General features: G+C 66.0%; 21 protein-coding genes and 1 pseudogene. 1 reads left to right on the top strand and 21 read right to left on the bottom strand.

What is annotated here, in order from left to right:
• Positions 1-7: 7 nt before the first annotated feature.
• The 8 genes from BLU62_RS22190 to BLU62_RS22150 form a co-directional block, all read right to left on the bottom strand.
• Positions 8-232: an amphi-Trp domain-containing protein gene (locus tag BLU62_RS22190; protein WP_074852100.1), complete on the bottom strand. Its 225-nt coding sequence runs from the start codon at positions 230-232 to the stop codon at positions 8-10.
• Between the two features lie 48 nt (positions 233-280).
• Complete coding sequence (locus BLU62_RS22185) at positions 281-2,053, bottom strand: penicillin-binding transpeptidase domain-containing protein (RefSeq protein ID WP_074852099.1); 1,773 nt, start codon at positions 2,051-2,053, stop codon at positions 281-283.
• Positions 2,054-2,153: 100 nt separating this feature from the next.
• Positions 2,154-3,083 carry a serine hydrolase gene (locus BLU62_RS22180; RefSeq protein ID WP_074852098.1) on the bottom strand — a complete coding sequence of 310 codons (930 nt, stop codon included), beginning with the start codon at positions 3,081-3,083 and terminating at the stop codon, positions 2,154-2,156.
• Positions 3,080-3,961 (bottom strand): LysR family transcriptional regulator, encoded by an 882-nt coding sequence (locus BLU62_RS22175; protein WP_074852097.1) that lies wholly within the window; start codon positions 3,959-3,961, stop codon positions 3,080-3,082. Before BLU62_RS22175 ends, BLU62_RS22180 begins: the two co-directional genes overlap by 4 nt.
• Before the next feature lie 223 nt (positions 3,962-4,184).
• Positions 4,185-4,577 carry a hypothetical protein gene (locus BLU62_RS22170; RefSeq protein WP_139180062.1) on the bottom strand — a complete coding sequence of 131 codons (393 nt, stop codon included), beginning with the start codon at positions 4,575-4,577 and terminating at the stop codon, positions 4,185-4,187.
• Positions 4,558-5,907 (bottom strand): IS30 family transposase, encoded by a 1,350-nt coding sequence (locus tag BLU62_RS22165; RefSeq protein WP_425284598.1) that lies wholly within the window; start codon positions 5,905-5,907, stop codon positions 4,558-4,560. Before BLU62_RS22165 ends, BLU62_RS22170 begins: the two co-directional genes overlap by 20 nt.
• A gap of 362 nt (positions 5,908-6,269) precedes the next feature.
• The gene (locus BLU62_RS22160) at positions 6,270-6,866 is read right to left on the bottom strand and encodes an HD domain-containing protein (protein ID WP_074852095.1); all 597 of its coding nucleotides are present in this window, start codon (positions 6,864-6,866) and stop codon (positions 6,270-6,272) included.
• Between the two features lie 292 nt (positions 6,867-7,158).
• Positions 7,159-7,659, bottom strand: a complete 501-nt coding sequence (locus BLU62_RS22150) for an LpqN/LpqT family lipoprotein (protein ID WP_074852093.1) — start codon at positions 7,657-7,659, stop codon at positions 7,159-7,161.
• 214 nt (positions 7,660-7,873) lie between these two features.
• On the opposite strand from BLU62_RS22150, the gene BLU62_RS22145 reads away from it, so the two are divergent.
• Positions 7,874-9,181 carry an ISL3 family transposase gene (locus BLU62_RS22145; RefSeq protein ID WP_074852092.1) on the top strand — a complete coding sequence of 436 codons (1,308 nt, stop codon included), beginning with the start codon at positions 7,874-7,876 and terminating at the stop codon, positions 9,179-9,181.
• Here the strand turns inward: BLU62_RS22145 and BLU62_RS22140 are convergent.
• The 13 genes and pseudogenes from BLU62_RS22140 to BLU62_RS22080 all read right to left on the bottom strand — a co-directional run bounded on the left by BLU62_RS22140 (position 9,121) and on the right by BLU62_RS22080 (position 25,708).
• Positions 9,121-9,555 (bottom strand): hypothetical protein, encoded by a 435-nt coding sequence (locus BLU62_RS22140; RefSeq protein WP_208863656.1) that lies wholly within the window; start codon positions 9,553-9,555, stop codon positions 9,121-9,123. The genes BLU62_RS22145 and BLU62_RS22140 overlap by 61 nt on opposite strands.
• 493 nt (positions 9,556-10,048) lie before the next feature.
• Positions 10,049-11,869, bottom strand: a complete 1,821-nt coding sequence (nuoN, locus tag BLU62_RS22135) for an NADH-quinone oxidoreductase subunit NuoN (RefSeq protein ID WP_074852091.1) — start codon at positions 11,867-11,869, stop codon at positions 10,049-10,051.
• A pseudogene (locus BLU62_RS22130) lies at positions 11,866-13,511 on the bottom strand (NADH-quinone oxidoreductase subunit M). The gene nuoN and the pseudogene BLU62_RS22130 overlap by 4 nt, the downstream one beginning before the upstream one ends.
• On the bottom strand, positions 13,508-15,421 hold the full coding sequence (gene nuoL / locus BLU62_RS22125; protein WP_074852090.1) for an NADH-quinone oxidoreductase subunit L: 1,914 nt from the start codon (positions 15,419-15,421) through the stop codon (positions 13,508-13,510). Before nuoL ends, BLU62_RS22130 begins: the two are co-directional and overlap by 4 nt.
• 10 nt (positions 15,422-15,431) lie before the next feature.
• Positions 15,432-15,731 (bottom strand): NADH-quinone oxidoreductase subunit NuoK, encoded by a 300-nt coding sequence (nuoK, locus tag BLU62_RS22120; protein ID WP_074852089.1) that lies wholly within the window; start codon positions 15,729-15,731, stop codon positions 15,432-15,434.
• Positions 15,728-16,546 carry an NADH-quinone oxidoreductase subunit J gene (locus BLU62_RS22115; protein ID WP_074853124.1) on the bottom strand — a complete coding sequence of 273 codons (819 nt, stop codon included), beginning with the start codon at positions 16,544-16,546 and terminating at the stop codon, positions 15,728-15,730. Before BLU62_RS22115 ends, nuoK begins: the two co-directional genes overlap by 4 nt.
• 11 nt (positions 16,547-16,557) lie before the next feature.
• Entirely contained in the window at positions 16,558-17,127 is a 570-nt protein-coding gene (nuoI, locus tag BLU62_RS22110) for an NADH-quinone oxidoreductase subunit NuoI (RefSeq protein ID WP_074852088.1), read from the bottom strand.
• Entirely contained in the window at positions 17,120-18,451 is a 1,332-nt protein-coding gene (gene nuoH / locus BLU62_RS22105) for an NADH-quinone oxidoreductase subunit NuoH (protein ID WP_074852087.1), read from the bottom strand. The genes nuoI and nuoH overlap by 8 nt, the downstream gene beginning before the upstream one ends.
• Positions 18,452-18,473: 22 nt before the next feature.
• Entirely contained in the window at positions 18,474-20,885 is a 2,412-nt protein-coding gene (locus BLU62_RS22100) for an NADH-quinone oxidoreductase subunit G (RefSeq protein WP_074852086.1), read from the bottom strand.
• Positions 20,882-23,110 carry an NADH-quinone oxidoreductase subunit NuoF gene (gene nuoF / locus BLU62_RS22095; protein ID WP_074852085.1) on the bottom strand — a complete coding sequence of 743 codons (2,229 nt, stop codon included), beginning with the start codon at positions 23,108-23,110 and terminating at the stop codon, positions 20,882-20,884. The genes BLU62_RS22100 and nuoF overlap by 4 nt, the downstream gene beginning before the upstream one ends.
• Positions 23,107-24,399 carry an NADH dehydrogenase (quinone) subunit D gene (gene nuoD / locus BLU62_RS22090; RefSeq protein ID WP_084811930.1) on the bottom strand — a complete coding sequence of 431 codons (1,293 nt, stop codon included), beginning with the start codon at positions 24,397-24,399 and terminating at the stop codon, positions 23,107-23,109. The genes nuoF and nuoD overlap by 4 nt, the downstream gene beginning before the upstream one ends.
• A 68-nt stretch (positions 24,400-24,467) precedes the next feature.
• Positions 24,468-25,157 (bottom strand): NADH-quinone oxidoreductase subunit C, encoded by a 690-nt coding sequence (locus tag BLU62_RS22085; protein ID WP_074852083.1) that lies wholly within the window; start codon positions 25,155-25,157, stop codon positions 24,468-24,470.
• Complete coding sequence (locus BLU62_RS22080) at positions 25,154-25,708, bottom strand: NuoB/complex I 20 kDa subunit family protein (protein ID WP_074852082.1); 555 nt, start codon at positions 25,706-25,708, stop codon at positions 25,154-25,156. The genes BLU62_RS22085 and BLU62_RS22080 overlap by 4 nt, the downstream gene beginning before the upstream one ends.
• Positions 25,709-25,739: the final 31 nt, after the last annotated feature.

Genomic DNA, 25,739 nt, shown 5'->3' with positions numbered 1-25,739 from the left:
CGCCGAACTACCAGGAGATCTCGATCTCGATCTCGGATTCCTCCTCGCCGCGCTCGAACTCGACCTTCAGCTTCACCTGTGGCGGGACGTCGATGCGCACGGTCTTGTTGTTCGCGACGTAGGACACCTCGTTGTGCCGTGCGATCGCGTCAGCGAGCGCGTGAAGCCGCTGTGCCGCGTCTTCGCGGGACAGCGTGGTCTTGGTCTCGTGCTCGAACAGTTCGTCACCCATGCGTTCATCTGATCGGATCGTGACTGATCGGTCAAGCACGACGCCGGACTAATCGCTCAGCGGTCGCAGGAACTCGCCGCTGACCCGCACGGCCGGCGCCGACGACCCGCCGCCGACGACGAGCGTCGCGAAGGCGAGGTCGCCGACGATGCCGGCGAACCAGCCGTGCGGGTTCTTGTTGTCGCCGTACTCTGCTGTGCCGGTCTTGCCGCCGAGATCCGGGATGTCCTGCAGCGCGGTCGCGGTACCGCGGGTCACGGTGTCGCGCATCATGCTTCGGAGTGCCCGAACCGCGTCGTCGGGAATCTGTTGCGGCTCGGTGTCGCCGGTGGTGCGTTGTCCCTCGACCAGTGTCGGGGTGACCGTTTCACCGCGCGCGAGACTCGCTTCGGCCAGCGCCAGACCGAACGGGCTGACGGTCACGGTGCCCTGACCGATGCCGTTCTCGACGCGAAGTGCGGGGGTGGTGGCGTTCGGTACGGAGCCGGTGACCGTGGTCAGCCCCGGAATCGTGTAGTCGGCGCCGATGCCGAACCGGCGGGCCATCGTGCTCAGTGCGTCGTCGGGGAGTTTGTTTGCGAGTGCACCCATGGTCGTGTTGCAGGACCGGGAGAAAGCTGTTGGCAGAGCCACGGTTCCGAGGTCGAAATCGTCCTCGTTGGGGATCGTTCTGCCTTCGATCGTGGTCCGTCCCGGGCACGGGACCTGTGATGTCGGCTGAACCGCGCCGGACTCCAGCGCTGCTGCGGTGGTGATGGTCTTGAAGGTCGAGCCCGGCGGGTACAAGCCGGTGAGGGAGACCGCACCGGACTTGTCGGCGGCGTCGTTCTGGGCGACGGCGACGATTCCGCCCGTCGAGGGTGAGATCGCGACGATCATCGCCGGTCGTCGTTCACCGTCGACGGCTTGTTGTGCCTGTGTCTGGATGTCCCGGTCTATCGAGGTGCGGACCGGAGCCGTGGCGCCGGGCTGCGCGGAGTCCACGAGATGCGTTGGTGTGCCGTCGCTGTCGACGATCTGGATGGACCAGCCGGCCGTGGTGTCGATCGCGGTACGCCAGATCTCCTCGAGTCCCGACATCGCGGGGGAGTGGAGTGCCTTGGTGGCGCTGAGGAGGGCCCCTTGCTCGGAGGTGGTGACGCCGGGGATCGCCTCGATGCCCCGTTGGACACGCTTGAGGTCGGATTCTCGCAGTCGGATGACGGTCTGGCGCGGTGAGTTGTTGCCGTCGAAGAGCTTGCGGATACCGGCCGCCGTCATCGACGGTTCGACCGGCCGCAGCGCCCGGGCCAGTTGTCCGGCCGAAGTGAGCTGTGCCCGTGCGAGATCGATCAACGTCACCGCCTGCCACGTCATCAGCGGACGTCCATTGGTGTCGAGGACGGGTGTGCGGTAGGCGCGGTCGTCGCTGTAGGAGAAGGACTGTCCGTCGCGGAGCTGCCGGTGCATCACGGAGGGTTGCCACCGCACGCGCCAGCCCGAATCCGTCTCGGTGAGCACGGCGGGCGTCTGATAGGCGGTGTTCTCGTTCCGGATCCGCCACTGGTGGTCGAGGGTTCCGGTGACCTTCTTGTCGTCGACGAGGTCGGCGGCAACCGCGAGCTTCGGGGTGGGGCCCATTCCGTCGAAGACGGATTTGATGGTGGTGCGCGCCGCCGTGGGATCGTCGGTGAGGCCGGCGGCGGCATCGACGTCGCCCCGCCCGAGGGCCTCCGCGAACGACTGCAGGGTGTCCTCCGGTGAATCCTCGGTCAGGAAACACCCGGACAACGTTCCGGCCAGCACAGCGAGAACACTCAGGACGACCATCCACCGACGCATGTGGCCAGACAACCGACCCGAGTCCCTCGGCGCAAAGTCACGACGCGCGATCACGCGATAGCGATGTGCTATCGGTCCAGTTCGTGGGGTTGGGCGAAGGTCATTCTTCGGGAACGCGGAGCTCCGTCACGACTGTCCGGGCCGCCTCGCCGATCGCCCGGTCCACGTGTGGCAATGCCGGATCGGATCGGGCACTCATGGTGAAGACCGCGACGGCGACCGGCAGTTCTCCGGGGAATTCGATGACGCCGATCTCGTTGCGGATCGCGACCAGGGTTCCGGTCTTGCCGGCGACGGTGACGCGCCGGAACGGGAAACCCGACGCCAGGCGTGAGGTGAAGACCTGACGCCGCATGGTGTCCCTGATGAACGCGCACATCTCGTTCGACGCGGCGCGGTCGGTCCAGACCGAGGTCAGCAGCGTCGTGCAATCCCGGGGTGTCGACGAACTCGAGTAGGCGGCATCGTAAGCGCTGATCGCCGTGTCGTCGTCCGGATCTGCGAGAGCGGCGAAAGCCTCTGCCACCGTGCTCGTTCCGGTCTCGCGCTGGAGTCGTTCATGCAGTTCGGCGACGCCGCCGACGATCCGCGTGTTCCTGAGTCCGAGATCGAGCAGGTCGTCCCGCACACGGTCGAGGCCGATCTCGTCGAGGAGAACATCGGCGGCGACGTTGTCGGAGACGGTCATCATCGAGGTGGCGAGGTCTCGACGGCTCAGCGTGACCGGATCGCGTAACGCGGCCAGTCCCGTCGGACCCTGTGCCCATTGCGTCGGATCGACGGTGATAGACGCGGCGAGGTCGATGTCGCGGCGATCCGCGCTGCGGCACAACGAGATCAGGACGGCGAGTTTGTAGACCGACGCCAGGACGACCGGTGCGTCGGCGTCGTAGGAGTGGCTGATCTGTGGCGAGCCGATCGTCGTCGCGTGTAGCCAGCCGGAACAGCCCGCATCGGCGAGGATCTCGGTGACGTCGCTGTCGACTTGTTCCCGCACATGGGCGGGCAGCTCACCTGAGTCGGGGTTCACCCGGTCGCCTTGCTGATCTTCCACAGTGCGGCCGTGGCCACGTCTGCGACCTCGCCGAGCGCGGACTCCCGGTAGACGACGCGGAGCCTCAGCGCGGTGGCGTCCCGTCCGATGGGCAGACACCGAACTGCGTCGAGTGCGGCGAAGCGATCCGGGTCAGCTGTCAGTCCGAAGGCTCGACCACCGGCGACGGCAGCCACCAGGTGCTCGGTGGACGAGACGGGCAGGACATGCGGATCGAGGCCGGACTCGCGGAGGCGGTCGATCAGCTGGTCATGTGCAGGCGGGTTCGCCGCGCGTGGCGGATGGCAGAAGTCCAGGCCCGCCAACTGGCGCAATCGGGGACGTGCCGCGGTGGTGACGGGATGGCCTGCGGGTACGACGACGTGGCGTCGGAACACGACGACCGGACCGGTGGTGAGAGTGCCGGTCACACAGGGCGCATCGACGATGGCCAGGTCGAGCGTGCCCGCGGACACCTGTTCGACCAGACTCACCGTGGTCGCGCTCACCATCTCCTGACCGGAAGCTATTTCGCCGAGGCGTTGTGCGACGGCGGCGACCGCTGCGGCACCGGCGAGAGGTACTGCACCCCAACGCAGTACTTCAGTGCCGTCGTGAAGGCGCCGGGCTTCGCCCAGGAACCGCGCCGCATCGTCGATGAGAAGGCGGGCGCGGGGCAACAGGTCCCGGCCGGCGTCGGTGAGCTCGGCGCCGCGGGAGGTGCGTCGGATGAGCTGGACCCCGAGCTCCTTCTCCAGGCGCCGCAGCCCCTGCGAGACCGGTGGCTGCGTCATCTCCAGCCGGGCCGCCGCGTCGCCGAAGTGGCCTTCTTCGGCGACGGCGACGAAGAATCGCAGGTGCCTGACGAGATCCACGGGTTCCAGGATGGCACGGGAGCGCCGACCCGCCCCGCAAACCCACCCCTAATCCGTATTCCCACCCGCTCGAATGGGGGTGGGAACACGGAAAAGGGGTGGGTTTGCGACTACTGGTGCGATGAAGATCGCCACTGACGATCCTCGGGTTCCAGGATGGTGCGGTGACCAACGGCCCCGCTGGCAACGTCCGAGCTGTAGACCTCGCCGCCGTGAACGGAAGTCACACGGGTTCGATCTGAACCGACTCGAGGTGCGGCAGAGTCGTCGGCTTGGTGTCTGTCACCCGTGCGTACTCCAGAAGAGAGAGCTTGCCGGCGGTGACGAACACCAGTAGTTCCCCCTGATAGTCCCCGTTCACAAATACGCGAGCCACCACATCGATGGGTCCGTCCTTGATGTCGGTGGGCTCGACGTCGTCGGAGGTTGCGAGCGACAGCTGAAGCGACGACGGGGAATCGTTCGTGTGCGCGGTCTCCAGCTGGCGCCCGAGCTGGTCTGCGATCTTGGGCGGCAGGACCGCGATCATCGCCTGGATCAGGTCGTGCTCGTTGGTGGACAACGGTCGGCCGGTGACATCCGACAACAGGGCGGGTTCAATCGGTCCATGCAACACCGGGTTGTTGTAGTGAGTGTAACTGTCCTTCAAAGACTTCGGCGGGGGTCTTCCAGCCGAGGGCCTTTCGGGGACGGTTGTTGAGGGTGTATGCGATGGCTTCGAGGTCGTTTGCAGACCACCGTGACAGGTCAGTTCCCTTCGGAAAATATTGGCGCAGCAGCCCATTAGTGTTCTCGTTGGACGGTCGCTGCCACGGTGAATGCGGATCGGCGAAGAACACCTGCGTTCCGGTATCCATCGCGAACTGGGCATGAGCGGACAGTTCCTTACCGCGATCCCACGTTAACGTCTTGCGCAACTGCTGCGGCAGCGCCGCTATCGACGCCGTCAGTGCCGCGTTCATCGCGATGGCGCCGTAGCCACCGAGTGCCGGCCCGTTCTTCACCGGCGGTTGCTCACCCCACCCTTGCAAGCGTGGGAGATGGACTAGAATCGTTGCGCGACTGCGCCGTTCGACAACAGTGCCGATAGCCGACCGACCCACACCGATGATGAGATCACCCTCCCAGTGGCCGGGGACAGCACGGTCGTGGGCCTCAGGCGGGCGCTGGCTGAGGACGACATCGGAGGTGACGTGACCCTGCGGCTTGTTGCGTGAGCGAGCACGGGGCTCCCGTAATGCCCGCCCGGTCCGCAGGCACGCCACCAACTCGCGTTTGAGCGCGCCACGGCCCTCGATGAACAGGGATTGATAGATTGCCTCATGACTGATGCGCATGGATTCATCATCGGGGAAATCGACCCGCAGGCGCTGGGAGATCTGCTCCGGACTCCATGCCAGAGACCACCGCCGGTCGGCCCGGTGCGGCTTGTTGAGCCCCTTCCACGGCGGCGGCGTGGGGCCGGCGACGATCGTGCCGTCGGGGCTACGGACAGTGCCCGCCAACCGCTCCTGCACGTACTCCCGCAACTCGACGTTGGCCACGAGTTTCGCTGTTTTCGGGCGCTTGGCGGCCTGCTCAGCTTTCCACTGCGCCACCGAGGCTCGATACTCACGTTTCCCACTCCTGGTAGCGGAGTTGCGGCGCAACTCACGCGAAATCGTTGCCGGACTGCGTCCGATCTGCCGAGCAATCTCTCTCACACCACACTGTTGGGCGCGGAGCAGCGCGATCTCTTCCCGTTCAGCGAACGACAGGTAACGACCCGCCGGCTCGTCCAGACTCAGTGGCGTCATTCCGCCAGCGTGGCGGAACCACCGCGACCCCACCGGCACCGACACGCCGACCGCCACCGACGCCTCCGCCGTGCTCATCCCCGTCGCGATCAACCCCCAAAACTGACGTTGCACCGCCCGCGACGGCTCGGGCCGGCCCGGCGAACGCATCGCCGGCCGCAACGCACGATCAGCTCGCCACTGCCGACGAACCCCCGTGGGCGCATCGCTGGTCTTCTTGCTCCAGTCTGCTGTAGCCAAAGCCAACACCTCCAAGATCAAGGTGTTGCGACGACAAGTTGAATTCACCCAGGGTGCCTTTCTTGGAGTGGGGCTACGGGATGTATGCGGTGCCGATCTTGAATACCCCGTTGACGTCATAGAATCCGTCCACCTTGGCCTCGGTGCCGTTGACGACACTGAGTGAGGTCGGTGGCCTCGCACTTCGGTCAGTGGATCAGACCGGGAAAGGGAGAGTCGGTTGGTGATGGAGTCTGATCCCGCGGTGCGCGGGGTCGCGACACGTGCGAGCGTCAGTTCCGCTGGAGGGACCGAAGTTCTGCCTTGAGATTGCGACGAGCACGCAACTCCCAGTTTTCGTATCCGAACTCGGTGTTGAAGATCCGTTCGAGGGTCAGGAAGTGCTCGAGCACCCGAGTCCGTCCAGCGCGGTAGACGCTGTCTTCGAATCTGGAATATTCATCTCGTACGTCGGCGCAGTATCTGGAGTATCGCGACGAATCGCTCGCCAGTATCGACAGGTCGGCGTCGCACAGAGCTGACGCGTTCAGGTCGGTCAGAGCAACGTCGTGACTGGCAGTCACACGAACCAGACGTGCGACTTCGGTCGCGCATGACCTACCCGCCAACATCGTCTCAGCCAGAACAGCAGATTGGTCCTCGTTGTCAGGAGCGCCTACTTCGTAGATCGCATCGTGGAACCAGGCAGCAAGAGTTACGGCTTCGCGGTCGAAACTGACACCTGCAGAACTGAACTCGTCCAGCGCGGTCAACACGGTGCGCAGATGGTCGAGATCATGATATTTGCGATGTGGTTCGCGCCATCTGGAGAGTAATTGCTCTCGTTCGGCCTCGGTCAGATAGGGAGTCTGCGTCACGCCGTCACTCATGAAACTCCCCCTTGGGGAGTCGGGGGCGTGCCGTCACCGGCCAGCCTTGATGGGGCGTCGTTATCGTCCAGTTGTCTGGCACTCGGCTGAAGTCCATCCAACGGCCGTGACCGAGATACAGGGAGTAGGCCTCTTCGTCGGGAAAGTTGCCCATTCGAATGTAAATGGTGAACCCAACGGTATCGCCAACGTACCAGGAGCGGTCCTCGGGGTCGGCCACGAAATCGATTCGCGTGGACAGTACCTGCTCAAGATCGATGACGGAGGATGCTCGGCTAACCAATTTAACTCCTTAGTCGTCAATTCGAGCTGAACTGACCGCGTCGATGAGGGCGGTCCAGGTGGAAACATCCTGGGAACTCGTGGTTCCAGTGCACTGCAGAAGATATGCAACATTCGCGCGCTGGTATAGTTCATATTTGTTTACTGAATACAGCCACTGTCCGGTTGGATCGCGAAAGCTCCCGGCCTGGATGGTGGCGCCCTGTGTTCGTGATGTGATCGGGTACCGGTCTGCACGTTGTTCGGTCCAATCGGGGAGTGATCGCGCCTCTACGAAAGCATGGTCGAACAAGTCATTGACATCAACCGTTGAATCGACGATGAACCTGGTCAATACGACGGCCACATTATCTCTGAAGGCGGCCTCCGTTCCTTGATATGCGGAGAACAGGGCAAACAACCCCAATCTGGAACCCGAGGGGTCGGGCCGGAACCTGGCAGGGTCGACGTCGAGGCGCACGTCGCCGGCGATGGTGCGTGGGTCCACTACGCGGGCGTGGGAGACCGCCATCCGGTGAAGGCGTTCGTAAAGGGACCACTCGTTACTCAATCGAACAAACCGGCTCTTCCTGATTGACGGTGCGTGGAACAGGTTCTTGCGACCACAAGATGTAGGGGTGAGCAAGATCGCGGGGTGTGGGCGGTGAGCCTGGAGATATAGGCGGGTCCTGTGGTGTGAGGATGAAAGCTCTCACACACCCACCCGGACACCAACAGGACCCACGTTGCAGCGTAGCGCTATTGCCGACACCATCTGCCGCACCATCGAGCTCGGGGTGACGATCACCGGTGCCGCCCTCGACGGCGAGGACCGCACCCACGTGTTCTGCCAGGTCCTGGAACCGAAGAACACATGTCCCGGATGCGGACAGCCGGGTCGGCTGCGTGACCACATCGATCGTGAGGTCGCTGATCTGCCGATCGTGGGGCATCCGACTCGGCTGCATATCGCGGTGCCGCGCCACCTGTGCGAGAACCCGGACTGTGCCACCACGATCTTTCGTGCCGACATCTCGACCATCGTGGCGCCACGGGCCCACGTCACCCGCCGCACCACCACGTGGATTCTGCGGGCGATGATCGTCGACAAGATGTCGGTCAAGGCGGTCGCCGCGGCGGTCGGGTTGGGTTGGAACACCGTCAACACGCTCGCACTCGAGGAGGCCCGCATGCTGGCGTCCGCACCGGCCCGCCTGGACGGTGTGCGGGTCCTTGGGGTCGATGAGCACAAGTGGAAACACGTTCGCGGCAAGGGGGATTCGAGTTTCGTGACCGTGCTCGTCGACCTGACACCGATCGTCGATGGTACCGGCCCGGCACGCTTGCTGGACATGGTCGCCGGCCGCTCCAAAGCCGCGTTGAAGGATTGGCTGACCGCGCGCGATCCTGCATTTCGTGACCGGATCAAGGTCGTCACCATGGACGGGTTCGCCGGGTATCGCACCGCGACCGCTGAAACCCTGGACAAGGCGCGTGCGGTGATGGATCCGTTTCATGTGGTGCACTTGGCCGCAGACAAGCTCACGGTGTGTCGTCAACGCGTGCAACAGGATACGTGCGGACACCGCGGCCGCACCGGGGACCCGCTCTACGGCATCCGCCGCCCTCTGCTCACCCGAATCGGCTTGTTGACCGACAAGCAGAAGACCCGCATCACCAACGGCCTCGAAGCGCGTGAGGAACATCTGGCGGTCGCGGTCACCTACGCCGTCTATCAAGACCTGATTGACGCCTACGGCCAACCGCACAAGCGTGACGGGAAGATCGCGATGTACAAGCTGCTCAAACGCATCCACACCGGCGTGCCGAAAGAACTCGCCGAACTTGCCCAACTCGGCCGTTCGTTGTGGGCCCGACGCAAAGAGATCCTGGCGTACTTCGACACCGGTGCCTCCAACGGCCCGGTCGAAGCGATCAACGGACGCTTGGAACACCTGCGCGGGATCGCGCTCGGCTTCCGCAACCTCAACCACTACATCTTGCGGTCACTCATCCACTCCGGCGGCCTGGCAGAACGCCTACACGCACTCTGAATCAGGAAGAGCCAGATAACTGTCTGGAGAATCGATCTGACGGTTCCGCCGTCGTCGATGGCAAAGTGATCCAGGAATGCATCGGCACGAATCTTTGCAAGCGCTTCTTTGATGGCCTCGATCTTCTGTGCCGCTGCGCGAGCCGCATTGGCGATAGCCGAGACCTGGTTACCATGGACGTCGAAATCGACTCGCGTGCGTCCTACTGATCGCTTGGCCGCGGCGGCAGAATCTCCGTCCCACGTAGAGAATGTGTCGAGATTCTTGAGGTTGGCAGACTGGGTGCTGCAGTGATCGGCCTGGTCTGCGCAGACGCTGAAGACAGCCTCGATGTCTGCGACGTTCCAGCGGTCGATATCGGATATGGAGATCACAGGTTCAATGGGCGGTGCCCGTCGCCTTCGTCATGGATGCGAGGCGAGACGGCTCCTCGAGGGTTCAGCACTGCGGCGGCTTCCGCGTCTTGTGCCTCATAGGTGTTGGCGGCCGAGATGAACCCCCGCCCCATGCTGGCCGAGTCGGGCCGTCACGGACTGAGCAGAAGCTTGCAGGGTCTCAAGCTTCTCGGCGAGCGCTTTGGCTGAGGCTCCCACCCAGCCGGTTTCGGCGGCCTCGGCCAACTGCCGAAAACCTCCGTCGAATGTGCCCGATGACTCGACGTGCCAACCACCTAGTCGGTGGCCTCCATACCTCAACTCGACGAGATCAACCGATACGTTGTCGCTCACACTTCCCCGAAGTCGACTGGTCACTACAGATCCAAGCCCGGAGTCTAGTAGGCGGCCGCAGTGGAGTCGGAGCCACTGCGACTCGCTGTGGATAAGTTGCGCAGCCGGAGGCGCGGGGCGACACCGACTGGTGTGCGGGTCAGCGGAGGAACGTCGCGGCAGCGTCGGCGAGGTCGAGCAGGGGTTGCGGGAAGATGCCCAGCACGACGGTCGCCAGGGTGCAGATCGCGATGCCTGTGGTGGTCAGGATGCTGGGCTTCACGACGTGCGGTGCGTCGCGGGTGGGGACGTCGTCGAAGAACATGGCGACGATGATGCGGATGTAGACGTAGGCGGCGATCGCGCTGCTGGTCACGCCGATCACCACCAGGATGCCGCCGCCGCTTCCGGCGACCGCGGCGAAGACGTCGAACTTGGCGATGAAACCGCTCGTCAGCGGGATGCCGGCGAAGGACAGCAGGTAGACCGCGAACATGGCGCCCACCAACGGGTATCGGCGGCCGAGGCCCGACCACTGGGTGAGGTCGGTGGCCTCGCGCCCGGACAGGTGTGGGTTGCGGACCGTCGCGGCGGTGCCGTGGATCGCGGCTGTTCGCGCCGACGTGCTGGTGTCCGAAGTTGTCGTGTCCGAAGTTGTCGTGTCCGAAGTTGTCGTGTCACAGTCGGGTTCGCGGATCACCGCCACCGTCGCGAAGGCGCCGAGAGTCGTGAACGCGTAGGCCGCCAGATAGAAGAGGGTGGCGCCGAGTCCCGCGTCGTCGAAGGCGATCATGCCGAGGAGGATGAAACCGGCATGCGCGATCGAGGAGTAGGCGAGCATCCGTTTGATGTCGTTCTGGGTCACGGCCATCACCGACGCGATGACCATCGACGCAATCGCCACCGCCCACAGAGCCGGCTCCCACTGATCGCGCAGCGCGCCGAAACCCACGTAGAGGACGCGCAGTAGCGCGCCGAATGCGGCGACCTTGGTCGCCGATGCCATGAACGCGGTGACCGGCGTCGGGGCGCCCTGGTACACGTCGGGTATCCACGCATGGAACGGCACCGCCCCGACCTTGAACAACAGGCCGACGGCGAGCATCGCCAACCCGATCAGCGCCAGCGTCGTGTCGCCGCCGGCGCCGGCCACATCGGTGAGCGACGCTCCGATCGTCGACAGGTTCAGCGATCCCGTCGCGCCGTAGACGAATGCCGCGCCGAACAGGAAGAACGCCGACGAGAAGGCGCCGAGCAGAAAGTACTTCAGCGACGCCTCCTGCGAGATCAGCCGACGACGCCGCGCCAGCCCGCACAGCAGGTAGAGCGGCAGCGAGAAGACCTCCAGCGCGATGAACATGGTGAGCAGATCACCGCACGCCGGGAACAGCATCATGCCGCCGACCGCCAGCAATGCCAGCGGGAACACCTCGGTCGTCACCGCGCCCGCGCGTGTGGCCTCGAACTCGGCGTCGGTGTTGGGCACCGACGCGCCCGACGGGGTGAACATGTCCGCATCGACACCTCGACTGCCGTTGAGACCTGTTCTGCCGGAATGCTCCTCACCTGCGCCGCCTCCTGCGAGCGTGCGCATGGTGACCGGTGCGACGACCCGTTCGAGTCGTCGTTCGGCCATGAACCCGACCGCGATGATCGCGATGATCAGCAGAAGTCCCTGCAGATACAGCGTCGGCCGGTCCAGGACGACGGCGCCCGACATCGCGAACTGTCCGTTGGCTCCGTCCTCCGTCTGTGCCACCGTCACCGTGGCCAGCGCGGCGAGGGCGACGACGAGCCCGCCCAGTGAGAGACCCAGTTGCAGTGTGTATCTGAGCCTTCGGGGAGCGAAGGCCTCGACCAGCACCCCGATCACCCCGGCACCGAACACGATCAGCATGGGGGACAGGGCCGCGAACTCGACGCTCGGCGTCTCGATCGCGGCGAGCGGCGTCGAACCCAGTGCAACGAGAGACGTGCTCATCGGTGGGCCTCCGCATCGGTGGTGGCGCCGTCAGGATCGTGGGGGGAACCGGAAGCGGGTCGGCCACCGCGGGTTCGGGATCGGTGACCCCGACGGTGGTGAGGGTGCTCTGGACCGCCGGATCGATCAGATCGATCATCGGTTTGGGATACACGCCCAGGGCGATGAGCAGAGCGAGGAGTGGTACGACGACGGCCAGTTCGCGGCCGGCCAGGTCGCGTATCGGCGACGATCGCTCGTCGTCGGGTTTCGTCGGCCCGCCCATCATCCGCTGATAGGTCCACAGGATGTAGACGGCGGAGAGCACCAGTGCGGAACAAGCGAGGACGGCGGCCGCCGGATAGCGCGTGAATGTGCCGATGAGGACCAGGAACTCGCTGATGAACGGGGCCAGCCCGGGGAGCGACAGGGTCGCCAGACCCGCGATGAGGAAGGTGCCGGCGAGTACCGGTGCGACCTTCTGGACACCGCCGTAGTCCGCGATCAGACGACTGCCGCGCCGCGACACCAGGAACCCGGCGATGAGGAACAGTGCGGCCGTGGAGAGTCCGTGGTTGACCATGTACAGCGTCGACCCGGTCTGCCCCTGGTCGGTCAACGCGAAGATGCCGAGGATGATGAAACCGAAGTGGGAGATGGACGTGTAGGCGATCAGGCGCATCACGTCGGTCTGCACGATGGCCAGGATGGCGCCGTAGACGATGCTCACGACCGCGAGCCCGCAGACCAGCGGCGCGAAGTACTGACTCGCATCGGGGAACAGTTGCAGGCAGAACCGCAGCATCGCGAAGGTCCCGACCTTGTCGATGACGGCCATCATCAGCACCGCCGACGTGGGGGTGGCGGCGACCGCGGCGTCGGGAAGCCACGAATGCAGTGGCCACAGTGGGGCTTTCACCGCGAACGCGAACATGAAACCGAGGAACAGCAGTTTCGCCAGGCCGGTGGTGTCATCGATCTGTCCACTCGACACCGCGGCCACGATGTCGCCCAGCGCGAAGGTCCCGCCGCCATCGGCCCCGACACCGTTCTGTGCGGACACCACATACAGGCCGATCACGGCCGCGAGCAGAAGCAGGCCGCCGAACAGGTTGTACAGCAGGAACTTCACCGCCGCGCCGGAGCGGTTGGGTCCGGTGCCGAAGCCGCCGATGAGGAAGTACATCGGGATGAGCATGGCCTCGAAGAAGATGTAGAAGAGCAGGATGTCCAGGGCCACGAAACTCATCAGCACCATCGCCTCGGTCGCGAGGAACAGTGCGAGGTAGATGTGCGGGCCCTTCTGCGCCCGTCCGCCCGAATGATCCAGCGACCCGGCGGGATCGGCGTCGTTCCAGCCGGCGAGCAGGAGCAAGGGCAGGAGTGCCGCGGTCAGCAGGATGAGGACCAGCCCGATCCCGTCCAGCCCCAACGCATATCGGGTGCCGAGTGCGGGAATCCAGCTCACGTCCTCGGTGAACTGGTATCGCTCGCCGGCGGGCTCGAAGCCGATCGCGAGACCGACGGCCAGGACGAGAACACCGATGGTGATCGCGAAGGCGAACCATCGCGCCACTGCGGGACGGCTCGCGGGGATCGCGAGGACGAGTGCCGCACCAACAGCGGGCGCGAGCCAGAGGATCGTCAACCAGGGGATGTTCACAGCACGTTCACCGCCATCACGAGTGCGACGATCAGGGTGGTCCCGGCGAACATCGACAGTGCGTAGGACCGCACATAGCCGTTCTGCCAACCGCGTATTCGACGCGACGTGCGGGTCACGGTCTCGCCGATCCCGCTCGTCAGACCGTCGACGCCGTCGGACTCCACCGCGACGAACCCGGCGGTGATCCGTTGGCCGGGTCGCATGAGGAGTTCTTCGTTGATCGCGTCGCCGTACAGGTCGCGTCGCGCTGCGACGGTCAGCACCGACACGTCCTCGGGCGCGACTACCGGCACCGGCCTGGTCGCGTACTGCCGGTAGGCGATCGCGACGCCGACGGCCACCACGACGAGGATGATCGCGGTCATCGCCCAGACCGGGATGAGGTGATGGGTCGTGTGCTCGCCGACGACCGGTTCCAGCCAGTGCTCCAGCGACCCGCCGATCGCCAGTAGTCCGCCGGAGGCGACCGACCCGAGCGCGATGAGGACCATCGGTCCGGTCATGACCCTCGGCGACTCATGCGGATGCGGCGCCGGAGCGTCTGTCCCGTCGTGCCAGCGCTTCTCACCGAAGAACGTCAGCAGCATCACGCGGGTCATGTAGAACGCGGTGATCCCCGCGCCGAGAAGCGCTGCACCACCGAGGACCAGACCCTTCGCACCACCGGCCCCGAACGCCGCCTCGATGATGTGGTCCTTGGAGTAGAAGCCCGCGAACGGGGGGACGCCGATGATCGCGAGATAGCCGACCCCGAACGTGACGAAGGTGATCGGCATCAGCTTGCGCAACCCGCCGTAGCGTCGCATGTCGGTCTCGTCGTCCACCCCGTGCATCACCGATCCCGCACCGAGGAACAGGCCGGCCTTGAAGAATCCGTGCGTGAGCAGGTGCAGGATGGCGAACGCGTAACCTGCCGGGCCCAGGCCGGCCGCGAGGACCATGTAGCCGATCTGGCTCATGGTCGACGCCGCGAGCGCCTTCTTGATGTCGTCCTTCGCGCAGCCGATGATCGCCCCGAACAGCAGCGTCACCGCGCCGACGACCACGACCCCGACCTGCGCGGTGGGGGCGAGGTCGAAGATGGGGCCCGACCGCACGATCAGGTACACCCCGGCGGTCACCATGGTCGCCGCGTGGATCAGCGCGGACACCGGGGTGGGGCCTTCCATGGCGTCGCCGAGCCACGACTGCAGCGGCACCTGTGCCGACTTGCCGCAGGCGGCGAGCAGGAGCATGAAACCCAGTGCGGTGAGAATGCCTTCGCCTGCCTGGGGCGCACCGTCGAAGACCGCGGTGAATGCCACCGACCCGAAGGTGGCGAACATGATCATCAGTGCGATGGCGAGTCCGATGTCGCCGACCCGGTTGACCACGAAGGCCTTCTTCGCGGCGGTCGCGGCGGACGGCTTGTACTGCCAGAAGCCGATCAGCAGATAGGACGCGAGGCCCACGCCCTCCCAGCCCAGGTACAGGCCGAGATAGTTGTCGGCGAGGACGAGGACGAGCATCGCCGCCAGAAACAGGTTGAGGTAGCCGAAGAATCGCCGGCGGTCGGGATCGTCGGCCATGTAGCCGATGGAGTAAACGTGGATCAGCGACCCGACACCGGTGATCAACAGGACGAAGCACATCGACAGCTGATCCAGGCGGAAACCGAAGTCCACCTGCAGTTCTCCGACCGGCACCCAGCTGAACAGGGTGTCGGTGACGCCGCGGTCGTCGGCCGGGCGGGACACCATCCCGGCGAACATCACGAGCCCGACCACGAACGACGCGATCGCCACCGCAGTGCCGAGTAGATGGCCCCAGCGATCGGTGCTCCGACCGCCGAGGAGAAGGACCACCGCACCGGCGAGCGGGAGCGCGGGGACCAACCAGAGCAGTGACGCGGTCAGTTCGGCGTTCACCAATCCTCCTCTACCGCTTCAGCAGATCCGCGTCGTCGACCGACGCCGAGCGGCGCGATCGGAAGATGGTCATGATGATGGCGAGGCCGACGACCACTTCGGCCGCGGCGACGACCATCGTGAAGAACGCGATCACCTGGCCGTCGAAGGACTGGTTCAGCCGGGCGAACGTGACGAAGGCCAGATTCGCGGCGTTGAGCATCAGCTCGATGCACATGAAGACGACGATCGCGTTGCGTCGCAGAAGGACTCCGGCAGCACCGATGGTGAACAGGAGTGCCGACAGGTAGAGGTAGTTCTCCGGGTTCATGCGGGCCCCCCGGGAGTCGCGTCCCCGGAACCCTTCTGGCCCCCTGAATTCTCCTGACTTTCCGAGTTCTTCAGGCGCAGCGTGCGCGCGGCCAGGATGGCGTTCACCGAGAGGTCGGAGGGGCTGCCGTCGGGGAGGCGGGCCGGGACGTCGACCGCGTTGTGCCGGGCGTAGACACCGGGACTCGGGAGCGGGGTGATGTTGACACCGGTGCGGAACCGGGCCTGCGACAGCTCTTTCTGGGTCAGGCGCGGACCGAACCGCTCCCGATGGGCGAGGACCATGGCGCCGAGGGTTGCGGCGATCAGCAGGGCGCCGGTGAGCTCGAAAGCCCACAGGTACCGGACGAAGATCAGTTCGGCGATGGCCTCGATGCCGTAATTGCTGTCGGTGGCCAGTGCGCCGGGAGCGGTCGCGCCCGTGGTGACCGCGATGGTGGCGTTGCCGATGCCGGCGATGAGGAGCACGCCGAACCCGAGCCCGATGATCGTCGCGGAGACGCGTTGTCCCCGCAGCGTCTCTTTCAGCGAGTCCGACGAGTCGACACCGATGAGCATGAGCACGAACAGGAACAGCATCATCACGGCGCCGGTGTAGACGACCACCTGCACGACGCCGAGGAACAGTGCGCCCTGCGCGACGTAGAACACCGCGAGCACGATCATCGTGGTGGCCAGGAAGATGGCCGAGTACACGGCCTTGGTGGCGAACACGACGCCGAGCGCACCGACCACGGCGACGACGCCGAGGACCCAGAACTGCACGGCTTCACCGGTCGACGTGCGGACCGCCTCCTCGGCGAGAAGCGCGGCCATCGGTCCGGGCGTCACGGTCGCGGCTCCCGCGCGCCCTCGCGAACCGTCGGTGTCGGGAGCGGCGTCACCCGGCCGTCGGAGGTGACCTCACCGCGGTAGTAGTTCTCCTCGGTGGATCCCGGCGCCATCGCATGCGGTGGTGGCTGGACACCGGCTTCCAACGGCGCCAGTAGGCGGTCCTTCTCGTAGATGAGGTCGGCGCGGTTGTCGTCGGCGAGCTCGTAGTCGTTGGTCATCGTCAGTGCACGGGTCGGGCACGCCTCGATGCAGAGTCCACAGCCGATGCAGCGCAGATAGTTGATCTGATAGACGCGGCCGTAGCGCTCGCCGGGCGAATACCGCTCGTCCGGGGTGTTGTCGGCGCCCTCGACGTAGATGGCGTCGGCGGGGCAGGCCCACGCACACAGCTCGCACCCGATGCATTTCTCCAGTCCGTCGGGATGCCGATTGAGTTGGTGCCGGCCGTGATAGCGAGGCGCGGTCGGCCGTTTCTCCTCGGGATACTGCTCGGTGATGCTCGGCTGGAACATGCCACCGAAGGTGACACGTAATCCACTGACTGGCTTGAGGAAATCAGGCATCGGTGGTCTCCCTGCTCGGCGTCTGATCGGCGGGAAGGGGCGGATCGGGATCGGTGCGGACCGGCTGCGATCTCGAATCCGTCGAGGGCATGGGTGGAACCGGGAACCCCCCGGCCATCGGGTCGAAGTCGGCGGGCCGCTCGGGTTCGGCGGTCTCCGGTACGTGCGGCACACGCATCATCCGCCAGATCGCGTAACCGATGAGCGCGGTCACCGCGAGACCGGCGCCCGCCGAGACGAGAGCCCGGACGAGTTCGGCGTTGTCACCGCCGATGGAGGCACGGATGATCGCCACGACCATCACCCAGGTGAGTGAGACCGGGATGAGCACCTTCCAGCCGAGGTTCATGAACTGGTCGTAACGCAACCGCGGCAGGCTGGTTCGGAGCCAGATGAACACGAACAGGAACGCCCAGACCTTGATGGTGAACCAGAGGACGGGCCACCAGCCGGAGTTCGCCCAGTCGAAGGCGCTCAGCGGCCACGGGGCCTGCCAGCCACCGAGGAACATCGTGGTGGCGAGCGCCGAGACCGTCACCATGTTGATGTACTCGGCCAGCATGAACATGGCGAACTTCAGCGACGAGTACTCGGTGTGGAAGCCGCCGACCAGCTCGCCCTCGGCCTCGGGCAGGTCGAACGGGGCACGGTTGGTCTCGCCGACCATCGAGATCGCGTAGATCACGAAGGACGGGAGCAACAGCAGGAAGTACCAGTGATGCTCCTGCGCCGCAACGATTCCGGAGGTCGACATCGTCCCGGCGTCGAGGAACACCGCCGCGAAGGTGAGGCCCATCGCGATCTCGTAGGAGATCACCTGAGCGGTGGACCGGAGCCCGCCGAGGAGGGGATAGGTCGAACCCGACGACCATCCGGCCAGCACGATGCCGTACACGCCGACCGACGTCACGGCGAGGACGTACAGCACCCCGACGGGCAGATCGGTGAGCTGCAACGGGGTTTCGTGGCCGAACACCGACACCATGGGACCGAACGGGATCACCGCGAACGCCATCACCGCCGGCACGACGGCGATGATCGGCGCGAGGAGGTAGATCACCTTGTCGACGCCGGTCGGGATGATGCCCTCCTTCAGCGCGAGTTTCACGCCGTCGGCGAGGCTCTGGAGGATTCCGCGGGGACCGACGCGGTTGGGTCCGATCCGGGTCTGCATGCGCGCCATGATCTTGCGCTCGAGCAGGATCGCGACCAGTGGGTTGACGACGAGGAACGCGAAGACCGCGACGGCCTTGACGATGATGAGCCAGATGGGGTCGTGGCCGAAGTCGGCGAGATCGGGGTAGTCGATGGCCAGGGTGTTCATCGGACACCTCCGGCGACGGTGGTCATTTCACGCCCCCGGCGACATCGGCGGCCGAGGCCGGTGACAAGGCGACCAGATCGCCCGCCTGCGCCCGGAGGTCCGCGTGGACGCGCGACCCGGCGGAGTTGAGCGGGACCCACACCACCCGATCGGGCATGTCGGCGTACTCGATGGGCAGCGCGATCTCCCCGTCGGCGGTGCTGATCCGGACCCGTCCACCGACCGCGACACCGGCTTCGGCGGCGGTCGTCGGTGACAGGCGCGCAACCGGAGGTCGTGCGGTCCCGGCGAGGTGTGGTTCGCCGTCTTGCAGGCGCCCCAGGTCGAGCAGCATGTGCCAGGTCGCCAGCACCGCCTGACCGGACGCCGCGGCGCGTCGCGGGCGTTCGTGGGCGACGACGGCCGGACGCTCACCCGACCACGCTCCGATACGGCGCAGGTCCAGGTGGATCGTCTGCGGTCCGTCGCAGCGCAGTTCGACGCCGAGACGCCGGCCGACGGCGTCCAGGACCCGATGGTCGGGGAGTTGCCCCGACTCGGTGAGCGCCGCGGTGAAGCTGCGCGGACGGCCCTCCCAGTCGACGAAGGCGCCCTCCTTCTCCGCCACCGTCGCGACCGGGAACACCACATCGGCGTGCGGGGTCACCGTCGAACGCCGTTGCTCGAGGCTCACGACGAACGGCGCGGCGGCGAGCGCTTCGTGCGCGGCCGCGGGATCGGGGAGATCGTCGAGGTCGACGCCGGCGACGACCAGCGACAGGCCGTGGTAGCGGGCCGCGTCGAGGATGCCGGTGGTGTCGCGGCCGGGCCGTGTCGGGATGCCGGTTCCCCAGACCGCCGAAACCGATTCGCGTGCAGCGCTGTCCGTGATCGATCGACCGCCCGGGAGCAGTCCGGCCATCGCGCCGACCTCGAGCGCGCCGCGCTCGCCGGCTCGTCGGGGAATCCAGGCGAGGCGTGCGCCGGTGCGGTCGGCGAGATCCACTGCCGCCTGCAGCCCGCCAGGTGCGGCGGCGAGTCGCTCGCCGACGACGATCACCGACCCCGGCTCGCGCAGATGGTCCGCGACCTCGTCGGATGCGAGGACGTCCGCCTCGGCGCCGGGCACGGTGGGGAACAGTCGTGCGTCGAGCTTCTGGGCGCCGCGACTTGCGTAGGGAGCCAGCGTCGCCACGCGCTGACGGCTCGTCCGCACCGCCCGTCTGAGCCGGAGGAAGACGATCGGTGACTCCTCTTCGGGTTCGAAGTCGACGAGAAGTACCGCCGGTGCCGCGGACAGGTCGGCATAAGTGGTGTCGAGACCGCGGCCGGCCACCCGAGCGGCGAGGAAGGACGCCTCTTCGGTGCTGTGTACGCGTGCACGGAAGTCGATGTCATCGGACTTCAGCACAGTACGGGCGAAACGTGAGTAGGCGTAGGCGTCTTCGACGGTGAGTCGTCCGCCTGCCAGTACGCCGACGTTGCCGATGGTCGTCGAGAGACCTTCGGCGGCAACCCGGATGGCATCGGCCCACGAGGTCTCGCGCAGCTCGCCGTGCCGGTCACGGACCAGCGGGGTGGTGAGACGGTCTGCCGCGATCGAATAGGCGAACGCCCACCGCCCCTTGTCGCAGTTCCACTCGGAGTTGACCTCGGGGTCGTCGCCGGCGAGTCGTCGGAGCACCTTGCCGCGCCGATGATCGGTGCGCTGGGCGCAACCGCTCGCGCAGTGCTCGCACACGCTCGGAGTCGAGACCAGATCGAAAGGTCGTGCACGGAAACGGTACTGGGCGCCGGTGAGAGCGCCGACCGGGCAGACCTGAACGGTGTTGCCGGAGAAGTACGAGTCGAAGGGCTCGTCGGCGTAGATGCTGACCTGTTGCAACGCACCGCGATCCGCGAACTCGATGAGCGGGTCGCCGGCGACCTGCGTGGAGAAACGTGTGCACCGGGCGCACAGCACGCACCGCTCCCGGTCGAGCAGGACCTCGGAGGACAACGGTACCGGCTTGGTGAACGTGCGTTTGGCGCCGTCGAACCGGGATTCGCTACGACCGGCCGACATGGCCTGGTTCTGCAGCGGGCACTCCCCGCCCTTGTCGCACACCGGGCAGTCGAGGGGATGGTTGATGAGCAGCAACTCCATCACCCCGCGCTGGGCATCCGCGGCGATCTCGGAACTGAGCTGCGTCCGGACGATCATCCCGTCGGTGGCCGTTGTCGTGCACGACGCGAGGGGCTTTCGTTGACCCTCCACCTCGACGAGACACTGGCGGCAGGCGCCGACCGGGTCGAGCAGCGGGTGATCGCAGAAGCGCGGGATGGTGATGCCGACCTGCTCGGCGGCACGGATCAGCAGGGTGCCCTTGGGAACCCGTAGTTCGTGACCGTCGATGGTGATGCCGACGAGGTTGTCGGCCTCGGTCGTCGGATCGCCGCCGTGGGTGAGGGTCATCGGACGCCTCCCGTCGGATCGGAACCCAGGACAGTCGACAGCGAGTGGTCGAACGGGCAACCGTGATCGAGGTGAGCCAGGTACTCATCGCGGAAGTACTGCAGCGAGGACACGATCGGGCTGCCCGCACCATCGCCGAGTGCACAGAATGACTTCCCGACGACGCTGTTGGTGACGTCGGCAAGGGTGTCGAGGTCGGCGGCGGTGCCGCCCTCGTGTTCCAGCCGGTGAAGCAGTTGGACCAGCCAGTACGTGCCCTCCCGGCACGGCGTGCACTTTCCACACGATTCGTGTGCGTAGAACTCGGTCCAGCGCAGCACCGCGCCGACGACGCACGTCGTCTCGTCGAAGATCTGGAGGGCCTTGGTACCCAGCATCGATCCCGCGGCACCGACACCCTCGTAATCCAGTGGGACGTCGAGGTGCTCCGGCGTCAGCAGCGGCGTCGAGGATCCGCCGGGCGTCCAGAACTTCAGTTCGTGGCCGGCTCGGACGCCGCCGGCCCGTTCGAGGAGTCGGCGCAGGGTGATGCCCAGCGGGGCCTCGTACTGGCCTGGGTGTGTGACATGACCGGACAGCGAGTACAGGGTGAATCCGGGCGACTTCTCGGTGCCCATCGAACGGAACCAGTCGACCCCGTTCCGGAGGATGGATGGCACGCTCGCAATTGATTCGACGTTGTTGACCACGGTCGGACTGGCGTACAGGCCGGCGACCGCCGGAAACGGGGGGCGGAGGCGTGGCTGTCCGCGACGACCCTCGAGCGAGTCGAGCAGCGCCGTCTCCTCGCCGCAGATGTAGGCGCCCGCACCGGCGTGTACCACGAGTTCGAGGTCGAAGCCAGATCCCAGGATGTCGGTACCGAGATAGCCTGCGGCGTAAGCCTCGTCGACCGCGGTGCGCAGACGGCGAAGAACGGATGCGACCTCCCCGCGGACGTAGATGAACGCATGGTGCGCGCGGATCGCATATGCCGCGATGACGACGCCCTCGATCAGGGTGTGCGGCGTCGCGAGCATGAGGGGAATGTCCTTGCAGGTGCCGGGCTCGGATTCGTCGGCGTTGACCACGAGGTAGTGGGGAACCGACGGCTCGGCATCGGGGGACTTCTCCTGGGGGATGAACGACCACTTCATCCCGACCGGGAATCCCGCACCACCGCGGCCCCGGAGGCCGGAGGCCTTGACCATCTCGATGACGTCGTCGGGCGGGGTGTCCAGTGCGGCGCGCAGGCCGCGGTAACCGTTGTGGCGCAGGTAATTCGTGAGGGACCAGGACTCGGGTTCGTCCCAGTGGCGGGACAGCACCGGGGTTTCCGGCGGATCGGGTTCGGGTGGTTCGGGGGTTTCGACGCGGCTCCTCGCTGCGCTCGGTGCCGGCTCAACCGGCGGGGGTGGCTTCGCTGCGCTCGGTGCCGGCTCAACCGGCGGGGGTGGCTTCGCTGCGCTCGGTGCCGGCTCAACCGGCGGGGACGGCTTCGCTGCGCTCGGTGCCGGCTCAACCGGCGGGGGTGGCTTCGCTGCGCTCGGTGCCGGCTCAACCGGCGGTGGTGGCGTTGTGGTCGCTACACCGGCGAGTTCGAGTTCGGTATGGCGGAAGGAACACACACTCCCGGTGCCGCGGGCGGGTTCGACGGTGACGCCGGCGCGGAGGTCCTCGATGAGTTCGATCGTCGACTCCGGTGTCTGGTTGTCGAAGAACTCCCAGTTCACCATCACCACGGGCGCGAAATCGCAGGCCGCATTGCATTCGACGTGCTCGACCGTGATGCGCTGGTCGGAGGTGGTGTCCCCGGGCCGTACGCCGAGGTGGTCGCAGACCGCGCGGAGGATGTCATCGCCGCCGAGGGTCGCGCACAGCGTGTTGGTGCACACCCCGACGAGGTATTCGCCGGTCGGCGACCGACGGTACATCGAGTAGAAGGTCGCGACCGAGGCGACCTGGGCGGCGGTCAGATCGAGTTGCCCCGCACAGAATTCGACGCCGGCCCGGGTGATGTAGCCGTCCTCGGACTGCACCAGGTGGAGCAGCGGAAGAAGCGCGGACCGCGCCTGGGGATAGCGTGCGATGATCGGCACCGCCTGCTCGGCGAGGCGGTCGGCGACGTCGGCCGGGTACGCCGACGGTCCGCCGAAGGTGATGGTCGGCGACGGCGCGCACTGTGCGGGCGCCGCGTCTTCGGCGGGCGGAGAAGTGGACAGGTCCACGAATACGGGATCGGTCATCGGTCCACGCCTCCCATCACCGGGTCGATACTGGCCACGGCGGTGATCACGTCGGCGACCATGCCGCCTTCGCACATCGCCGCCACCGCTTGCAGATTCGTGAACGACGGATCGCGGAAGTGGACGCGATACGGTCGGGTGCCCCCATCGCTGACGATGTGGACGCCGAGCTCGCCACGCGGGGACTCGACCGCGACGTAACACTGCCCGGCCGGCACCCGCATGCCCTCGGTCACGAGCTTGAAATGATGGATCAGCGCCTCCATCGAGGACCCCATGATCCGGGCGATGTGTTCGGGGGAGTTGCCGAGGCCGTCGGGGCCGAGCGCGAGATCCGCCGGCCAGGCCAGCTTGCGGTCCGCGACCATGACCGGTCCGGGCCGCAGCCTCTCGAGGCACTGTTCGACGATGCGGAGCGACTCCCGCATCTCCTTGACGCGGATCAGATAGCGGCCGTAGGAGTCGCAGGTGTCGGTGGTGATGACGTCGAAGTCGTAGTTCTCATAACCGCAGTACGGCTGCGACTTTCGCAGGTCATGCGGATAACCCGTCGACCGCAGCACCGGGCCGGTGATGCCGAGTGCCATGCAGCCGGTCAGATCGAGGTATCCGACGCTCTGGGTGCGGGCCTTCCAGATGTAGTTGTCGTTCAGCAGATCTCCGAGCTCGTCGAGCCGCCCCGGTAGCTCCGCGATGACCTTTGCGACCTGCTCGGCCCCGTCGGAAGGCAGGTCCTGTGCCACCCCGCCCGGCCGGATGTAGGCATGGTTCATGCGCAACCCGGTGATCAGTTCGAAGAGGTCGAGGATCAGTTCGCGCTCCCGGAACCCGAGGAACATGGCGGTGACGGCGCCGAGTTCCATCCCGCCGGTGGCCAATGCCACGAGGTGGCTGCTGATGCGGTTCAGTTCCATCAGCATGACGCGGATGACGGTGGCACGCTCCGGGATGTCGTCGGTGATCCCGAGGAGCTTCTCGACACCCAGGCAGTACGCGGTCTCGTTGAAGAACGGTGACAGGTAGTCCATCCGGGTCACGAAGGTGACACCCTGCATCCAGTTCCGGTATTCGAGGTTCTTTTCGATCCCGGTGTGCAGGTAGCCGATTCCGCAGCGTGCCTCGGTGACCGTCTCGCCCTCGATCTCCAGGATGAGGCGCAGCACCCCGTGGGTGGACGGGTGCTGGGGTCCCATGTTGACGACGATGCGCTCGTCGCCCGGCTGCTGTTCGGCGCGGGTGCGGACGTCGGAGACGATGGAATCCCAGTCCTGCCCCGAGACGGTGTACATGCGCGGGGGTGTCTCCCCGCGCGGCGCCGTGGAGCGGGGCTTCGCCGATCCGGTGGTTGTGTCGGGCATCAGCTGTACGACCTCCTCCGGTCTGGTGGGTCGACGCGGGTTCCCTTGTACTCGACGGGAACTCCGCCGAGCGGATAGTCCTTCCGCTGGGGATGTCCCTCCCAGTCGTCGGGCATCTCGATGCGTGTCAGCGAGCGGTGTCCGTCGAAGACGATGCCGAAGAAGTCGTACGTCTCGCGTTCATGCCAGTCATTGGTCGGATAGATGTCGCAGAGACTCGGGATGTGCGGATCGGTGTCGGGGGCCGACACCTCCAGGCGTACGCGACGATTGTGCGTCAGAGAGGCGAGGGGATAGACGGCGTGCAGTTCCCGGCCGGTGTCACCGGGATAGTGGACCCCGTTGACGCCCAGACACAATTCGAATCGCAGTCCAGGGGCGTTTCGAAGGGTCAGTGCGACGGCGGGCAGATGCTCCCGCACGACGTGGACGGTCATCTCGTCGCAGAAGATGACGACCTTCTCGACCGCTGCGTCGTAGGTGTCGCCGAGTTCGTCGGCGAGGAGATCGGCGATCTCGTCGAAATAGCTGCCGTAGGGGCGTGTCGAGCTCGGTGGCAGGGTGATCGGATCGATCAGGCCCCCGTAGCCGGAGGTGTCTCCCGTGCCGGGCGCGCCGAACAGTCCGTGGCGGACGCCGATGACCTCGGGGTCAGGGGGTTTCGGGTCGGGCATACCGAGATCGGTCATCGCAGCAACCCCTTCATCTCGATGGTCGGAGTCGACTGCAGCGCAGCGCGTTCCGCCGCCCAGATGGCCTCCTCGCGGTTGATCCCGAGGGGCATCTCCTGGATCTTCTCGTGCAGCATGAGGATCGCGTTCAGCAGCATCTCGGGACGGGGCGGGCAGCCGGGGAGGTAGATGTCGACGGGTACGACGTGGTCCACGCCCTGGACGATCGCGTAGTTGTTGAACATCCCGCCCGACGATGCGCAGACACCCATCGCGAGAACCCATTTGGGTTCGACCATCTGGTCGTAGATCTGCCGGAGGACGGGCGCCATCTTCTGGCTCACGCGGCCGGCGACGATCATCAGGTCCGCCTGCCGGGGAGACGCGCGGAAGGCCTCCATACCGAACCGGGCGAGGTCGTAGCGCCCCGACGTCGTGGACATCATCTCGATCGCGCAACAGGCGAGTCCGAAGGTCGCGGGCCACAGCGAACCCTTCCGCATGAATCCCGCGAGTTCCTCGACAGTGCTCAGCAGGAAACCGCTGGGGAGTCGTTCCTCGAGTCCCATCACTGACCTCCTTGCCGGCTTCTGATCGGGT

This window comes from Gordonia westfalica (genome assembly GCF_900105725.1).
Lineage (GTDB): Bacteria > Actinomycetota > Actinomycetes > Mycobacteriales > Mycobacteriaceae > Gordonia > Gordonia westfalica.
The sequence above is the reverse complement of the archived record's forward strand: the minus strand, read 5'-3'. Positions and strand labels throughout refer to the sequence as shown.

Bases quoted from the DNA above. Each gene is read 5' to 3' on its own strand.
- BLU62_RS22190 (WP_074852100.1), bottom strand. From the start codon at position 232: ATGGGTGACGAACTGTTCGAGCACGAGACCAAGACCACGCTGTCCCGC.
- BLU62_RS22185 (WP_074852099.1), bottom strand. From the start codon at position 2,053: ATGCGTCGGTGGATGGTCGTCCTGAGTGTTCTCGCTGTGCTGGCCGGA.
- BLU62_RS22165 (WP_425284598.1), bottom strand. From the start codon at position 5,907: ATGCGTTCGCCGGGCCGGCCCGAGCCGTCGCGGGCGGTGCAACGTCAG.
- BLU62_RS22160 (WP_074852095.1), bottom strand. From the start codon at position 6,866: ATGAGTGACGGCGTGACGCAGACTCCCTATCTGACCGAGGCCGAACGA.
- BLU62_RS22150 (WP_074852093.1), bottom strand. From the start codon at position 7,659: ATGGCGGTCTCCCACGCCCGCGTAGTGGACCCACGCACCATCGCCGGC.
- nuoN (WP_074852091.1), bottom strand. From the start codon at position 11,869: ATGAGCACGTCTCTCGTTGCACTGGGTTCGACGCCGCTCGCCGCGATC.
- nuoK (WP_074852089.1), bottom strand. From the start codon at position 15,731: ATGAACCCGGAGAACTACCTCTACCTGTCGGCACTCCTGTTCACCATC.
- BLU62_RS22115 (WP_074853124.1), bottom strand. From the start codon at position 16,546: ATGGCCGCGCTTCTCGCCGAGGAGGCGGTCCGCACGTCGACCGGTGAA.
- nuoI (WP_074852088.1), bottom strand. From the start codon at position 17,127: ATGCCTGATTTCCTCAAGCCAGTCAGTGGATTACGTGTCACCTTCGGT.
- nuoH (WP_074852087.1), bottom strand. From the start codon at position 18,451: ATGAACACCCTGGCCATCGACTACCCCGATCTCGCCGACTTCGGCCAC.
- BLU62_RS22100 (WP_074852086.1), bottom strand. From the start codon at position 20,885: ATGACCCTCACCCACGGCGGCGATCCGACGACCGAGGCCGACAACCTC.
- nuoF (WP_074852085.1), bottom strand. From the start codon at position 23,110: ATGACCGATCCCGTATTCGTGGACCTGTCCACTTCTCCGCCCGCCGAA.
- nuoD (WP_084811930.1), bottom strand. From the start codon at position 24,399: ATGTACACCGTCTCGGGGCAGGACTGGGATTCCATCGTCTCCGACGTC.
- BLU62_RS22085 (WP_074852083.1), bottom strand. From the start codon at position 25,157: ATGACCGATCTCGGTATGCCCGACCCGAAACCCCCTGACCCCGAGGTC.
- BLU62_RS22080 (WP_074852082.1), bottom strand. From the start codon at position 25,708: ATGGGACTCGAGGAACGACTCCCCAGCGGTTTCCTGCTGAGCACTGTC.